Here is a 13,090-nt window from a genome sequence, read left to right on the forward strand (position 1 = left end):
AGTATCCCATGAGTCAGTTCCAGCTAACCGTCCGTATTGAAGGCATGAGTTGCGCATCCTGCGTGCGCCGCGTCGAAAAGGCGCTGGCGACCGTGCCGGGCGTGGCGCATGCCGCCGTCAACCTGGCAACCGAGACCGCGCGCGTCGATTCCGACGCTCCGGTGGCGTTTGCAAGTCTGCAGCAAGCCATCGGCAAGGCCGGCTATAAGGCGAGCGCGCTTGAGGCGCCGGCCGACGACGCGGCGCCGCGTATCCCGGAAGGCTGGGCGGTGGTCCTGGCCGCCGCATTGTCGCTGCCGCTGGTGGTACCAATGGCGGCGGATTGGTTTGGCGTCCACCTGATGCTGCCTGCCTGGCTGCAATGGCTGCTGGCGACGCCGGTGCAGTTCGTGTTCGGGGCACGCTTCTATCGCGCCGGATGGAAGGCGCTGCGGGCACGCGCCGGCAATATGGATTTGCTGGTGGCCTTGGGGACCTCGGCTGCCTACGGTTTGAGCGTCTACCTGGCGCTGGCGCTGGCGCCGTCGCAGGAAATGGCCCACCTTTATTTTGAGGCGTCGGCGGTGGTACTGACGCTGGTCCTGCTTGGCAAGTGGCTGGAAGCGAGGGCCAAGCGCCAGACGGCTTCGGCCATCCGCGCCCTGCAGGACCTGCGCCCGGTGACGGCGCGCGTGCGGCGCGAGGGCGAGTCCGATGCCGATTTGCCGATAGGGCAGGTGCGCGTCGGCGATATCGTGGTGATCCGCGCGGGAGAACGCGTGGCCGTGGACGGCGAGGTGGTGGACGGCGCCAGCCATGTCGACGAATCGCTGATTACCGGCGAAAGCCTGCCGGTTGCCAAGCATGCCGGCGACCGCGTGACGGGAGGGGCGATCAACGGCGAGGGCCTGCTGCTGGTGCGCACCAGCGCGACCGGCGCCGAGACCATGTTGTCGCGCATCATACGCCTGGTGGAGGACGCGCAATCGGCCAAGGCGCCGGTGCAGAAGCTGGTCGATAAGGTGGCTGCGGTATTTGTACCGGTGGTGCTGGCGCTCGCCTTGCTGACGCTGGCCGGCTGGTGGCTGGCAAGCGGGAATATCGAGCAGGCGGTGATCAATGCGGTGGTGGTGATGGTGATCGCCTGCCCATGCGCTCTGGGTCTGGCCACGCCGGCGGCGATCATGGCCGGTACCGGTGTCGCGGCCCGGCATGGCATCTTGATCAAGGATGCCGAGGCGCTGGAGATGGCGCGGCAGGTGGATACCGTGGTGTTCGACAAGACCGGCACCCTGACCCAGGGTAAGCCGGTGCTGGCGCAGCTGCTGCCGAATGGCGTATCTGCCTCGCGCGCCTTGCAGCTGGCGGCCGCGATCCAGCGCGGCAGTGAGCATTCGCTCGCGCGCGCGGTCCTGGAGGCGGAGGCTGCCGCCAAGGATGCGCCGGCGGCGCTGACGGCAAGCGCGGTGACGACCCTGGCGGCAAGCGCGGTGACGACCCTGGCAGCAAGCGCGGTGACGACCCTGGCGGGTCGCGGCCTGGCTGCGGTGGTGGATGGCTGCGACCTGCTGCTTGGCAGCGGGCGCTTGATGACGGAGCGCGGCGTCGACTTGTCGCCGCTGCTGCAGCGCGCCGGCGAGCTGGAAGCCCAAGGCCACACGATTTCCTGGCTGGCCGATGCCAGCGCGGGCGGGGCCAGGCTGCTTGGCCTGCTGGCCTTCGCCGACCAGCCGAAGGCGCACGCCCGCGCCGCCGTCGAGCGCCTGCATGCACGCGGCATCTCCACGGTGATGCTGACCGGCGACAACCAGGGCAGCGCGCAAGCCGTGGCACAGGCACTTGGCATCGGCCGGGTGGAAGCCAACCTGCTGCCCGCCGATAAAACCGCCGTCATCGCCAGACTGAAGGCCGAGGGCAGGCATGTAGCGATGGTTGGCGACGGTATCAACGACGCGCCGGCGCTGGCTGCGGCCCACGTCGGCATCGCCATGGCCACCGGCACCGACGTCGCCATGAATGCGGCCGGGATTACCCTGATGCGCGGCGAGCCGTTGCTGGTGGCCGATGCCATCGACATCTCCCACCGCACATTCAGCAAGATCCGCCAGAACCTGTTCTGGGCCTTCATCTACAATGTGGCCGGGATTCCGCTCGCTGCGCTCGGAATGCTGAATCCCTTGCTGGCGGGTGCCGCGATGGCATTCAGCTCCGTCAGCGTGATCAGTAACGCGCTTTTGCTGCGCCGTTGGCAACCTTCGAAGGAGTAGGCAATGAATATCGGACAAGCCGCCGCGGCTTCCGGCGTCAGCGCAAAAATGATCCGCTATTACGAGAGCATCGGCCTGGTGCGCGAAACCGCGCGCACCGATAGCGGCTACCGCATCTACGGCGAGAACGACCTGCACACGCTGCGCTTCATCAAGCGCGCCCGCAACCTGGGATTTGCGCTGGAGCAGATCGGCGACTTGCTGTCCTTATGGCTGGACACCGGCCGCGCCAGCGCGGATGTGAAGACGATTGCGATGAGCCATGTGGATGAGCTGAACCAGCGCATCGTGGAGCTGACGGAAATGCGCGATACGCTGGCCAGCCTGGCGAAAACCTGCCACGGCGACGACCGCCCGGATTGCCCGATCCTGCAGACGCTGGGCTCAGCGCAGGAACATGTACACGGTGAGCACTGCGCCCACCAGCACGACAAAGATGCGCATCAACTTAGGGGGAAGGCGATAGATCAGCCACGAACCCAGAAGCCCGCCCGCAATCCCACCCGCGCATAAAGCCATGGCGGCCGGCCAGCTGATCATGCCGGAGAAGGCGAAGATCAGTGTAGCGGACGCATTCATCGCCATCGCCAGCATATTCTTGGTGGCCGTGGCGGCGCGGATCTGCTGGCCGGCGATGGTCAGCGCCGCCAGCATCAGGAAGCCGATGCCGCCTCCGAAGTAGCCGCCGTAGATCGAAATACAGAACTGGACCACGGCCAGCATCCAGGTCGGCATGCTCGACGCCGCATGGAGCGGCTGGCGGCGGAAGGCGCCCCAGGCAAACATGCTGGTCGCGAACAGCACCAGCCAGGGCACCAGTCGGGCAAAGAACGTGGGCGGCGTGACCCACAGCAGGACGGCGCCCAGGATGCCGCCAACGATGCTGATCGCAAACAGGTGCCTGAACTTCAAGCCACTGACGCCTTTCGCCAGTTTGCGGCCCGCGACGGCGGACGTGGTCTGGCTGGGGAACATGGCGACCGTGGACGTCATGTTGGCAGCGACAGGATTCAGGCCCGCCAGCAGCAGGGCGGGGAAAGTGATGAAGGAACCGCCGCCGGCCAACGCATTCTGCGTGCCGGCGAAAAGTCCCGCTGCGGCGAGCAGCAATATGGTGTGGATCTCGGGCATCGGGCCATTATAGCCAAGCTGCCCGAGTCTTGCCTGCGGCCATGCGGGCGGCGGCGATGGTCTCGGCGATCCGGTCGGTGGCGCGCTCTGCCCCGGTGATGGAGCGGGCCAGGCGCTCGTCGGCGAATTCGTCGTATTCGATGGCAGCACCGTAAGCGTCCGTCACGCCCAGGTAGCGAAATGCGCTGCGCACCGAGCCCTCCACATGGTTGATGCCTTCCAGCCGCTGACCGGGATCGTAGCCGTAGTCGCCGCGCGACGACAAGATCACCAGCTGCTTGCCCGCATCGGCCAGCAGCGGCCAATATGGCTCGCCGGGCCGGCTGCGGTCGAAGCCGAACGTCCGGCCAACGCGTACGATGTTGTCGAGCCAGGCCTTGAACTGGGCGGGCGGGCCGAAGTTATACATCGGTATTCCGGCGACGATGATGTCGGCCCGCAGCAATTCGTCGACCAGGGCATCGCTTTGCGCCAGCGCGTCCACCATCCAGGGTTCGCGCATCGCCGGCGGCGTAAAGGCCGCATGCACCCAGCTTCCGGTGACGGGCGCGGGCGGCTCGGCGCCGACATCGCGATAGATGACTTCAATTTCGCTATCGATGTGTCGATAGCGTTCGAGGAAGCGTGCCGTCAGGCGCCTGGTATGCGAACCGTGCGCCTGCGCGCCGGAGCTGCCCGGGCGCGCGCTTGAGTCGATATGCAGGATTGTGGTCATGAGTTTTACTCCATCAGGTTGCGATGGCTACACTTTGCCCGCGCCGGAAAACTTCGACAAAGGATCATTTCTCACCGGATGGATGAACTCAATTCATGTATAGTTATTAACATGAAACGCCGCCTGCCATCTCTTTCCGCATTACGCAGCTTCGAAGCGGCCGCGCGCCTGCAAAGCTTCAAGCTCGCGGCCGAGGAGCTGTCGGTGAGCGCCACGTCGATCAGCCACCAGGTGCGCTCGCTGGAGGAGACACTGGAGGTGCAGCTGTTCCTGCGCAAGACCCGCGCCGTAGAGCTGACCGAGGAAGGGCGCATCCTGCTGCAGGCCACCGGCAGCGGCTTCGATGCCATCGCCGCCGGTGTCGAACGCCTCAGGCGCGAACGGCGCCGCACGGTCACTTTGTCGACCACGCCGTCTTTCGCTGCACGCTGGCTGGTGCCGCGGCTGGCCGGCTTCAACGCTGTTCACCGCGACATTGTGTTGAACGTCCAGGCCAGCAATCATCCGGTCGACCTGGCCGGTGGCGCGGCCGACCTGGCGGTGCGCGGCGGCACGGGCCATTTCCCCGGGCTGCAGGTGCAGCGCCTGATGCGGGCCGGTTTTGCCCCGGTGGCGAGTCCGCGCCTGAAGTTGCGCAAAGCCGGCGATGTGGCGCGCCACCCCTTGATTCACTTCGACTGGCAGCGGGGCTTCAAGGGCGCGCTGACATGGGATAAATGGGCGAAGGCGGCCGGGGTCGCGCTGGACGCCGCTAGCGGCGCGCGCTTTTCGGAGGAGTCGCACGCGGTGCAGGCCGCCATCGCAGGGCAGGGTGTGGTGCTGACCGCCTTGCCCCTGGTGCGCGATGAAATCGGCATGGGACTGCTGGAGGCGCCGGTTGGCCCGGTGCTCGGCGGATTCGATTTTTATGTCGTGCGTCCGGGAGGCAGCGAACCGCGCGCAGAAGTACGCGCCGTCGAAGACTGGCTGCTGGCGCAGGAGGAGCAATGATGGAGCCATACAAGCTTTACTACTGGCCAACGATCCAAGGCCGCGGCGAATTCGTTCGCCTGGCGCTGGAGGAGGCCGGTGTGCCATACATCGATGTGGCGCGGGGCAAGGGCGGCATGAAGGAAATGAACGCGGTGATCGCGGGCGGTCGCGACGAGCGGGCCGCATTTGCGCCGCCGGTACTGCGGGCGGGGGAACTGCTGGTTGGGCAGACCGCGAATATCTTGCTGTTCCTCGGCGCGCGCCACAAGCTGGCGCCGCGCTCGGAAGCCGGCCGGCTGTGGTGCAACCAGCTGCAGCTGACCATTGCCGACGTGGTCGGCGAGGCGCACGACACGCACCACCCGATTTCGGTCAACCAGTATTACGAGGAGCAGGCGCGCGAGGCGAAAGCCAGGTCGCGCGATTTCGTCACGGAGCGGATCCCGAAATACCTCGACTACTTCGCATCGGTTTTGCAGGCCAATCCGGGACGCGGCGGCTGGATGGTGGGCTCGCGCATCAGCTATGTCGACCTGTCGCTGTTCCAGCTGCTGGACGGCCTGCGCTACGCCTTCCCCAAAGCCATGGCGGGCTATCAAGGCCGCTGGCCGGGGCTGGAGCGGCTGGCGGCAAAGGTGGCGGCACGCCCCAGGATTGCCGCCTACCTGGGCTCAAAACGCCGTCTCTCGAACAACGAGGACGACGTGTTCCGGCATTACCCGGAGCTGGAACAGGGCGTGCGTGTCAAACCGCGCGGGTGACGGGATAGCCGGCATCCGCGATGGCGGCCTTGATCGGCTCCAGCGCGGAAGCCGAGTTGACCTTGACGTGCTTGCCCTTCAGGTCCACCTCGACAAAGGCGGCAGGATCGACGGCATGCACGGCTTCCGTCACGGCCGATACGCAATGGCCGCAAGTCATATTTTCTACAGTCAGTTCATACATTTGGAGTTCCTTTCGTCTTATGGATAAACGTACTTTAATCCTTTCCACCATTGTAAAGTCAAGCGTGCTGGCGCTGCTTTTGCTGCAGGGTTGTTCCAGGCATGCTGAGTATGCGGCAGCCGCGGCGCCGGCCCATAAAATGTACGATGCCGCCGCACCTGCGGCTGCTCCCGCCGCAAATGCGGAGCCCGAGTCGCCGCGCGGCAAGTTTCTCGCCTATGAGCATTCCCTCACGGTTGACGTCCCCGAGGGCGGCGTCAAGCCGCTGTTGGACAAGTTGGTCGCGGCCTGCCAGGCCGACGCTGCGAACCAATGCACGCTGCTGTCCTCCGGTGTGCAAGGCGGCCGGGACTCCAGTGCGGCCATCCGCGTCCGTATCAAGCGCCCTGGCGTGGAGACAATGATTTCGCTGGCGGCGGCGGGAGGCGAAGTTGCGTCGCGCAATACATCAGCGGAAGACCTGGAAGGGCCGATCCGCGATAATGCCAAGCGCCTCGAGATGCTGCGTTCTTACCGCGAGAAGCTGCTGGCGCTGGAGGCCAAGGTGGGCAACAACGCCGAAGCGCTGATCAAGCTGTCGCAGGAACTGGCGACGGCACAGAGCGAACTGGAATCGGCCACCGGCGTCGAAGCGCGCCTGATGGAGCGGGTCAATATGGACTTGCTGAACATCGCCATCCAGTCCCGTACCCAGCGCGGCTTCTGGTCGCCGGTCAGTCATTCCATGAGCGACTTTGCCAGCAACCTCTCGCAAGGCATTGCCAGCGCGATCACCGGCGTGGCCTATATGCTGCCCTGGGTGCTGATCCTGTTCGCGCTCGGCTTTGTGATTCGCAAGGTTTGGAGGAGGGCGCGCCGGAAATGAAGCACAAGGTCAAGTGGCTGGTACAGAAGGAAGGGTTTGCCATGGCGAACCGCATCGAAACCATAGCGTTGCTGGAACGGCTCGGATTCGCCTTCGGCAATTTTGGCATCCTTCCCTCGTCGTCGGCCATTCTGAATCTTGCAGCGAACTTGCAGGATCCGGAGGAGCGTTACATTATCCGGGGCGGGACTCGGCTTCACGCCATCCTGAGCGCCGCCGAAGATCCGGCAGTGTTGGGTGAGGACCTGACTTCAGCCCAGCTGGCACAAGCTGCGCAATATATAAAACAGCTTCGGCTGGGTGTTTTTTATGACGAGAAAAAGTTCGACCAGGCGCATTATTCGGGACTCGGACTGCCGCTTTTGAATGCCGACGCGAAAATGTACCCGATCGAAAGCAATCTTGCGCAAGTGTTCGACAGGGACATGTTCATCAAGCCTAGCAAGGATGAAAAGGCCTTCGACGCGGGCATTCTGGCTGCGGGGCAGACAATCGAGGGATTCATTGCATCGCAGCCCCAAGCGCGCAACTGGCGCGAGGAAATGGCAGTCATTGCCCCTTGTAAGACGATCATCGCCGAATACCGGTTCTTCGTCGTCAACAGGGAGGTCGTCACCGGTTCGCTGTATCGCTTTGCCGGAAACGCAAATTTCAGTGCCCATATTCCGGGCAATGTGATGGCGGCTGCGACCGAATTCGCGCCGCTATACCAGCCGCACGCGGTTTTCACGATGGATCTTGCAGAGACTCCCGATGGCATCCGTATTGTCGAGTACAACTGCTGGAACGCTTCGCGCATGTACGCAGCGGATGTTGCGACGATTTTCCACACGGTGCATGAGTTCATATCGCAGGAGAATTGATGAAGCAGTCCATCGTCCATATTGCCCTCGTCGTAAGAGATTACGACGAGGCGATCGATTTTTACGTCAACACGCTCGGTTTCGAGCTGCTGGACGACACTTATCAGCCGGAACAGGACAAGCGCTGGGTGGTGGTGGCGCCGCCCGGCGGTAGCGGGGCCACCATCCTGCTGGCGCGCGCGTCGAAGCCGGAGCAGGAACCCTTTGTCGGCAACCAGGCCGGCGGGCGCGTATTCCTGTTCTTGAATACGGACGACTTCTGGCGCGATTTTGAGCGACTGAAAGAAAAAGGCGTGCGGATCGTGCGTGAGCCGAAGCAGCAGGACTACGGCTTGGTTGCCGTCTTTGCCGACCTGTATGGCAACCTGTGGGACTTGCTGCAGCTGAATCCTGACCATCCGATCGCCCGCCGTACATGAACGTGAACGACCTCTATTACTTTGTCCAGGTGGTGGTGCATGGCGGCTTTTCCCGGGCGGTCCACGCGCCATTTTTCGGTGACGGAAACAGGGCGCGAGTTCTGCCAGCGGTGTCAGGCCGTCATGGCGGAAGTGCAGGGCGCGCGAGGTGATGGTGTGCCAGCGCTCGGGCCGCAGGGTGTGGTGCCGGTCAGTAGCCCGACTGCCCTGCTCGAGTACCGCATCGGGCCGCTGGTGGCCGGTTTGATGAAGCAGTGGCCTCAAGTGCGCGTGCTGCGGGAGGCGACGAATCGGCGTGTCGATGTGCTGGGCGAAGGAATTGGCATCGCCTTGCGCGTGCGCTTTCCTCCGCTGGAGTCGAGCGACCTTGTGATGCGCGTGCTGGCGAACAGTCCGCAGCGGCGGGTGGCCAGCCGCCCTGCATGGTGGTGGGGGATGCGCTGACTGACGGCAGCCTGGTCGATGTCATGCCGGGTTGGGCGCCGAAGGGCGGCTGCTGATCGACTTCCTGGCAGAGAATATTCAGCAGGATTGACGCTTGATTGTTCAGAACCGGTACATCAGGGTCTGACCCGAGGGTCCGACTCGTCTCGCTGCCGATGCTGGCCTGGTGTGGATTTTCCGGCGGTTTGAGATAAAAAAAGCCCCGCACGGGGCGGGGCTTGAGGCTGCTGATCTGTGTGCAATTAAAGCACGTCGCTCGCATGGTCGGCAAGGCGGGAACGTTCGCCGCGCGCCAAGGTCACGTGGCCGCTGTGCGCCCAGCCCTTGAAGCGGTCGACCACGTAGGTCAGGCCGGACGAGCCTTCGGTCAGGTAAGGCGTGTCGATCTGCGCGATATTACCCAGGCACAGGATCTTGGTGCCCGGGCCGGCGCGCGTCACCAGGGTCTTCATCTGCTTCGGCGTCAGGTTCTGCGCTTCGTCGATGATGAGGAACTTGTTGACGAAGGTGCGGCCGCGCATGAAGTTCAGCGACTTGATCTTGATGCGCGAGCGGATCAGGTCCTGGGTCGCGGCGCGGCCCCATTCGCCGCCTTCGCCGTCGGATTTGTTCAGCACTTCCAGGTTGTCGTCGAAGGCGCCCATCCACGGCCCCATCTTCTCTTCCTCGGTGCCAGGCAGGAAGCCGATATCTTCGCCCACCGGCACCGTGACGCGGGTGACGATGATCTCGTTATACAGCTTGGTCTCCAATACCTGCGCCAGGCCGGCGGCCAGCGCGAGCAGGGTCTTGCCGGTGCCGGCCTGGCCCAGCAGGGTAATGAAATCGCAATCGGGGTTCATCAACAGGTTCAGCGCGAAGTTCTGCTCGCGGTTGCGGGCTGTGACGCCCCACACGCTGTTCTTGTTGTGCGAATAGTCGCGCAGGGTTTGCAGGACGGCGGTCTTGCCGTTGATCTGCTTGACCTGGGCGTAGAACGGCGACTCGCCGCTGTTCGGTTCCAGGAACACGAACTGGTTCACCAGCAGGGAAGGGATGAACGGGCCGGTCACGCGGTAGAACGTGCTCGACTGGCCGTGCTTGTTCTCCTGCCAGGACTCCATGTCCTTGCCATGCTTGTTCCAGAAGTCGTCCGGCAGCTGGACGATGCCCGAGTACAGCAGGTCGGTGTCTTCCAGCACGTGGTCGTTGAAATAGTCTTCCGCCGGCAGGCCCAGGGCGCGCGCCTTGATGCGCATATTGATGTCTTTCGACACCAGCACCACGGCGCGGCCAGGCTGCTCCGCTTCCAGCGAGCGCACCACGGCCAGGATCTGGTTGTCGGCCTTACCTTGCGGCAGGCCTTCCGGCAGGTCGGCAACCTGCACCTTGGTCTGGAAGTACAGGTGGCCCTTGGCATCCTTGTTACCCAGCTTGTTCAGCGGGATGCCGGTTTCCATGTCGTCGTCTTCGGTGTTGCTGATCAGGGCATCGAGGGTGCGCGATACCTGGCGCGCATTGCGCGCGACTTCGGACATGCCTTTCTTGTGGTTGTCCAATTCTTCCAGCGTCATCATCGGCAGGAAGACATCGTGTTCTTCGAAGCGGAACAGCGAAGACGGGTCGTGCATCAGCACATTGGTGTCGAGCACGAACAGCTTGGTGCTGCCCACCACGTCGGCCTTGCGGCTGGTGGCGGACTTGAGCACCACTTCGTGGGCTTTGTGTTTGGCCGGGTGCGGCGCGTCGGCCTTGATCGGCGTGACCTTGGCGCGGGCCTGCGGCGCAGCCTTGGTGCGCGGCGGGGCCGGGACGTCGTCCGGCAGCTTGACGGCCTTCAGCTCAGGCGTCTTCTTGGCCGCGGCCTTTTTCGCAACCGGCTCTTTGACTGCTTTGGCAGCAGTTTTCGGCACCGCTTTCTTCGGCGCCGGTGCTGCCTTTTCTTCAGTAGGGAAGGGAACCGGATTTGCTCCGCTCGCCTTCGGATAGTCTTTAGCCAGCAGCAGGGTGGCTGGCTTGCTAGGCAGTTTTGGCAGTGGCATCAGGATCTCAATCTAAAAAAGATACGCCCACGCAAAGGCGAATGCCCGGCATGGACGAACTATGGGGTGAATCGGAAAAACTAAAGGATGCCTGGCGGGCGTCTGCGTCGCCCGAAAGCCGGTGGGCATGCCACCGGGGACAGTGGGTAGAAGGACTTACTCGACTCAAAATCTGGCTGACACGTTCAAATGTAAAGCTCCCGTTGAGCTAACACATTCGCGGCGAGGGCCTTGCCATCAGCCCAGGTTTGCCACGAATTCCAGCACTTCATCGACGTGACCTGGTACTTTCACGCCTCTCCATTCTTTCACCAATCGGCCTTTTGCGTCAATCACAAACGTGCTGCGCTCGATGCCGCGGACATCTTTACCGTACATTTTTTTCATCTTCATGACATTGAAGGCCAGGCACACCGCTTCGTCCGGGTCGGAAATGAGCTCGAACGGCAGGCCCAGTTTTGTCTTGAAGTTTTCGTGCGAGCGCAGCGAGTCGCGGCTGATGCCGTAGATTTCGGCACCAGCGGCGCTGAACTGCTCATGCAGGTCGCGGAAGGCCATGTTCTCCGTGGTGCAGCCCGGGGTATTGTCTTTCGGGTAGAAGAACAGCACGGTGGATTTGGCGGGGCGGCCGGCAAGCTGAAAGGTCTGGCCGCTGGTCATGGCGGCGCTGAAGTCGGGGATGGATTGGCTCATGCGCGTTTAGTTGGGGGCGAAATTTTACTTTTCAATGATCAGTGCCAGCAGGGCTTTGCGGCCTTCGCCCATCAGGATATTGTAGGTGCGGCAGGCGGCGTTGGTGTCCATGCATTCGACGCCGATCTGCTTGCCGATCAGGGGCGCGGTCAGGCGCGGGTGGACAAAGCGCTGGCGCTCGCCGGTGCCCAGGATGACCACGTCGGGCTGTTCGGCCAGCAGCTGTTCGAAGTGTTCGGACGTCAGATCCTCGAACTTTGCCACCGGCCAGGCGCGCGGCGCGGACTCCGGCAGCACCAGCAGGCTGTAGTCGAAAGGCTTGCCATTGATCTCGACTCCACCGTCGAAATAACCAGAGACGGTCTGGTACTGGCCGGTGGTGCTGGAGTGGAGCTTCATATCGATTCGCTATATTTAAATACAATAGAGATCTTATTGTAACGTTTTGCTCATATCGATGGTTGATTAAACCAATTTAATTCGGCAGAATGGGTATTTTCGCAATGCAGCATTTACACCTAAGGGATTGATTTTGCGTCCGGTTCAGAAATCCAACAAGCTTAACGAGATTTGCTACGAAATCCGCGGTCCTGTCCCGGAAAAAGCCCGCCTGATGGAGGAAGAAGGGCACAAGATCATCAAGCTGAACATTGGCAATATGCAGCCGTTCGGCTTCGATCCGCCGGACGAAATTGTCCACGACATGATCGTCAACCTGCCCAATGCGGCCGGCTACACCGATTCCAAAGGCTTGTTCGCGCCGCGCAAGGCGGTCATGCACTACACCCAGCAGAAGAAGGTCGCCAATGTCGCGATGGACGACATTTACCTGGGTAATGGCGCCTCCGAGCTGATTGTGATGTCCATGAATGCGCTGCTGAACAACGGCGACGAGGTGCTGGTGCCGGCGCCGGACTATCCGCTGTGGACGGCGGCCGTCAGCCTGTCCGGCGGCAAGCCGGTGCACTATGTCTGCGACGAGCAGCAGGACTGGTTCCCAGACATCGACGATATGCGCAGGAAGATCACGCCCAACACCAAGGCGATCGTGGTCATCAACCCGAACAATCCGACCGGGGCCCTGTACCCGGACGAGGTGCTGCTGCAGATTATCGAACTGGCGCGCCAGCACCAGTTGATCATCTACGCCGACGAAATCTACGACAAGGTGCTGTACGACGGCGTCACCCACACGTCCATCGCCGCGCTGTGCGAAGACGTGTTCTGCGTGAGCTTCAACGGCTTGTCCAAAAGCTACCGTTCCTGCGGCTACCGCGCCGGCTGGATGGTGCTCTCGGGCGAAAACAAGAAATATGCGAAGGATTACATCTGGGGCCTGAACATGCTGGCCTCGATGCGCCTTTGCGCCAATGCGCCGGGCCAGTTTGCGATCCAGACTGCGCTCGGCGGCTACCAGAGCATCAACGACCTGGTGGCGCCCGGCGGGCGCCTGCTCAAGCAGCGCGACCTGGCATACAAGCTGCTGTCCGAGATTCCGGGCGTCAGCGTCGTCAAGCCAAAAGCTGCACTGTATATGTTCCCCCGCCTCGATCCGAAGATCTACCCGATCGCGGACGACCAGCAATTCGCTTACGAACTGCTGGAAGAAACCAAGGTCCTGATCGTGCAGGGCACGGGCTTCAACTGGCATAGCCCGGACCACTTCCGCGTGGTGTTCCTGCCCAATTCGGACGACATGGAAGATGCTTTCGGCCGTATCGCGCGCTTCATGGAAGGCTACCGAAAACGGCACGGGCACGGCTAACAATACCAGGG

The 13,090-nt window shown here is 62.7% G+C and carries 14 protein-coding genes and 1 pseudogene; 9 read left to right on the plus strand and 6 right to left on the minus strand.

All coding sequences use genetic code 11. From position 1 onward, the window contains the following. The first annotated feature begins 8 nt into the window (after positions 1-8). Together H597_RS32700 and cueR are read left to right on the plus strand one after the other, a co-directional pair. Positions 9-2,246, plus strand: a complete 2,238-nt coding sequence (locus H597_RS32700) for a heavy metal translocating P-type ATPase (RefSeq protein WP_051294148.1) — start codon at positions 9-11, stop codon at positions 2,244-2,246. Positions 2,247-2,249: 3 nt separating this feature from the next. Continuing rightward, positions 2,250-2,630: pseudogene (gene cueR, locus H597_RS34475) on the plus strand (Cu(I)-responsive transcriptional regulator); the annotation flags it as partial. On the opposite strand, the gene H597_RS36060 reads toward cueR, so the two are convergent. Next, on the minus strand, positions 2,631-3,377 hold the full coding sequence (locus H597_RS36060) for a sulfite exporter TauE/SafE family protein (RefSeq protein WP_028104943.1): 747 nt from the start codon (positions 3,375-3,377) through the stop codon (positions 2,631-2,633). A 7-nt stretch (positions 3,378-3,384) separates the two neighbouring features. After that, positions 3,385-4,092, minus strand: coding sequence for an FMN-dependent NADH-azoreductase (locus H597_RS32705; RefSeq protein WP_035375362.1), 708 nt, complete (start codon positions 4,090-4,092; stop codon positions 3,385-3,387). A 111-nt stretch (positions 4,093-4,203) separates the two neighbouring features. On the opposite strand from H597_RS32705, the gene H597_RS0127465 reads away from it, so the two are divergent. Then, positions 4,204-5,082 carry a LysR substrate-binding domain-containing protein gene (locus H597_RS0127465; protein ID WP_028104944.1) on the plus strand — a complete coding sequence of 293 codons (879 nt, stop codon included), beginning with the start codon at positions 4,204-4,206 and terminating at the stop codon, positions 5,080-5,082. Continuing rightward, a complete protein-coding gene (locus H597_RS0127470; protein WP_028104945.1) occupies positions 5,079-5,825 on the plus strand; it encodes a glutathione S-transferase in 747 nt (248 codons plus the stop codon). The genes H597_RS0127465 and H597_RS0127470 overlap by 4 nt, the downstream gene beginning before the upstream one ends. Here the strand turns inward: H597_RS0127470 and H597_RS0127475 are convergent. Continuing rightward, positions 5,809-6,009: a heavy-metal-associated domain-containing protein gene (locus H597_RS0127475; protein WP_028104946.1), complete on the minus strand. Its 201-nt coding sequence runs from the start codon at positions 6,007-6,009 to the stop codon at positions 5,809-5,811. The genes H597_RS0127470 and H597_RS0127475 overlap by 17 nt on opposite strands. 19 nt (positions 6,010-6,028) lie before the next feature. Here H597_RS0127475 and H597_RS0127480 point away from each other — a divergent pair, with 19 nt between their 5' ends. Genes H597_RS0127480 through H597_RS35235 form a run of 4 tightly spaced genes read left to right on the plus strand, consistent with a single transcriptional unit; the run spans position 6,029 to position 8,600 of the window. Next, complete coding sequence (locus tag H597_RS0127480) at positions 6,029-6,874, plus strand: DUF4349 domain-containing protein (RefSeq protein WP_051294149.1); 846 nt, start codon at positions 6,029-6,031, stop codon at positions 6,872-6,874. After that, positions 6,871-7,737: an ATP-grasp domain-containing protein gene (locus tag H597_RS0127485; RefSeq protein ID WP_035375365.1), complete on the plus strand. Its 867-nt coding sequence runs from the start codon at positions 6,871-6,873 to the stop codon at positions 7,735-7,737. Before H597_RS0127480 ends, H597_RS0127485 begins: the two co-directional genes overlap by 4 nt. Further along, positions 7,737-8,156: a VOC family protein gene (locus H597_RS0127490; RefSeq protein ID WP_028104949.1), complete on the plus strand. Its 420-nt coding sequence runs from the start codon at positions 7,737-7,739 to the stop codon at positions 8,154-8,156. The genes H597_RS0127485 and H597_RS0127490 overlap by 1 nt, the downstream gene beginning before the upstream one ends. A gap of 39 nt (positions 8,157-8,195) precedes the next feature. Beyond that, positions 8,196-8,600 (plus strand): LysR family transcriptional regulator domain-containing protein, encoded by a 405-nt coding sequence (locus H597_RS35235; RefSeq protein WP_161630649.1) that lies wholly within the window; start codon positions 8,196-8,198, stop codon positions 8,598-8,600. Positions 8,601-8,842: 242 nt separating this feature from the next. On the opposite strand, the gene H597_RS0127500 is transcribed toward H597_RS35235, so the two are convergent. The 3 genes from H597_RS0127500 to H597_RS0127510 all read right to left on the minus strand — a co-directional run bounded on the left by H597_RS0127500 (position 8,843) and on the right by H597_RS0127510 (position 11,713). Continuing rightward, a complete protein-coding gene (locus tag H597_RS0127500) occupies positions 8,843-10,621 on the minus strand; it encodes a PhoH family protein (protein WP_028104951.1) in 1,779 nt (592 codons plus the stop codon). A 237-nt stretch (positions 10,622-10,858) separates the two neighbouring features. Beyond that, entirely contained in the window at positions 10,859-11,314 is a 456-nt protein-coding gene (locus H597_RS0127505) for a peroxiredoxin (protein WP_035375367.1), read from the minus strand. A 24-nt stretch (positions 11,315-11,338) separates the two neighbouring features. After that, positions 11,339-11,713, minus strand: coding sequence for an Mth938-like domain-containing protein (locus tag H597_RS0127510; protein ID WP_028104953.1), 375 nt, complete (start codon positions 11,711-11,713; stop codon positions 11,339-11,341). A gap of 133 nt (positions 11,714-11,846) precedes the next feature. On the opposite strand from H597_RS0127510, the gene H597_RS0127515 reads away from it, so the two are divergent. Continuing rightward, entirely contained in the window at positions 11,847-13,079 is a 1,233-nt protein-coding gene (locus tag H597_RS0127515) for a pyridoxal phosphate-dependent aminotransferase (protein WP_028104954.1), read from the plus strand. Positions 13,080-13,090 lie beyond the last annotated feature (11 nt).

The organism is Pseudoduganella violaceinigra DSM 15887, assembly GCF_000425385.1.
Classification (GTDB): domain Bacteria; phylum Pseudomonadota; class Gammaproteobacteria; order Burkholderiales; family Burkholderiaceae_D; genus Rugamonas; species Rugamonas violaceinigra.

Excerpts from the sequence above, each read along its gene's own strand:
- H597_RS32700 (WP_051294148.1), top strand. The coding sequence starts at position 9 with ATGAGTCAGTTCCAGCTAACCGTCCGTATTGAAGGCATGAGTTGCGCA.
- H597_RS36060 (WP_028104943.1), bottom strand. The coding sequence starts at position 3,377 with ATGCCCGAGATCCACACCATATTGCTGCTCGCCGCAGCGGGACTTTTC.
- H597_RS32705 (WP_035375362.1), bottom strand. The coding sequence starts at position 4,092 with ATGACCACAATCCTGCATATCGACTCAAGCGCGCGCCCGGGCAGCTCC.
- H597_RS0127465 (WP_028104944.1), top strand. The coding sequence starts at position 4,204 with ATGAAACGCCGCCTGCCATCTCTTTCCGCATTACGCAGCTTCGAAGCG.
- H597_RS0127470 (WP_028104945.1), top strand. The coding sequence starts at position 5,079 with ATGATGGAGCCATACAAGCTTTACTACTGGCCAACGATCCAAGGCCGC.
- H597_RS0127475 (WP_028104946.1), bottom strand. The coding sequence starts at position 6,009 with ATGTATGAACTGACTGTAGAAAATATGACTTGCGGCCATTGCGTATCG.
- H597_RS0127480 (WP_051294149.1), top strand. The coding sequence starts at position 6,029 with ATGGATAAACGTACTTTAATCCTTTCCACCATTGTAAAGTCAAGCGTG.
- H597_RS0127485 (WP_035375365.1), top strand. The coding sequence starts at position 6,871 with ATGAAGCACAAGGTCAAGTGGCTGGTACAGAAGGAAGGGTTTGCCATG.
- H597_RS0127490 (WP_028104949.1), top strand. The coding sequence starts at position 7,737 with ATGAAGCAGTCCATCGTCCATATTGCCCTCGTCGTAAGAGATTACGAC.
- H597_RS35235 (WP_161630649.1), top strand. The coding sequence starts at position 8,196 with ATGGCGGCTTTTCCCGGGCGGTCCACGCGCCATTTTTCGGTGACGGAA.
- H597_RS0127500 (WP_028104951.1), bottom strand. The coding sequence starts at position 10,621 with ATGCCACTGCCAAAACTGCCTAGCAAGCCAGCCACCCTGCTGCTGGCT.
- H597_RS0127505 (WP_035375367.1), bottom strand. The coding sequence starts at position 11,314 with ATGAGCCAATCCATCCCCGACTTCAGCGCCGCCATGACCAGCGGCCAG.
- H597_RS0127510 (WP_028104953.1), bottom strand. The coding sequence starts at position 11,713 with ATGAAGCTCCACTCCAGCACCACCGGCCAGTACCAGACCGTCTCTGGT.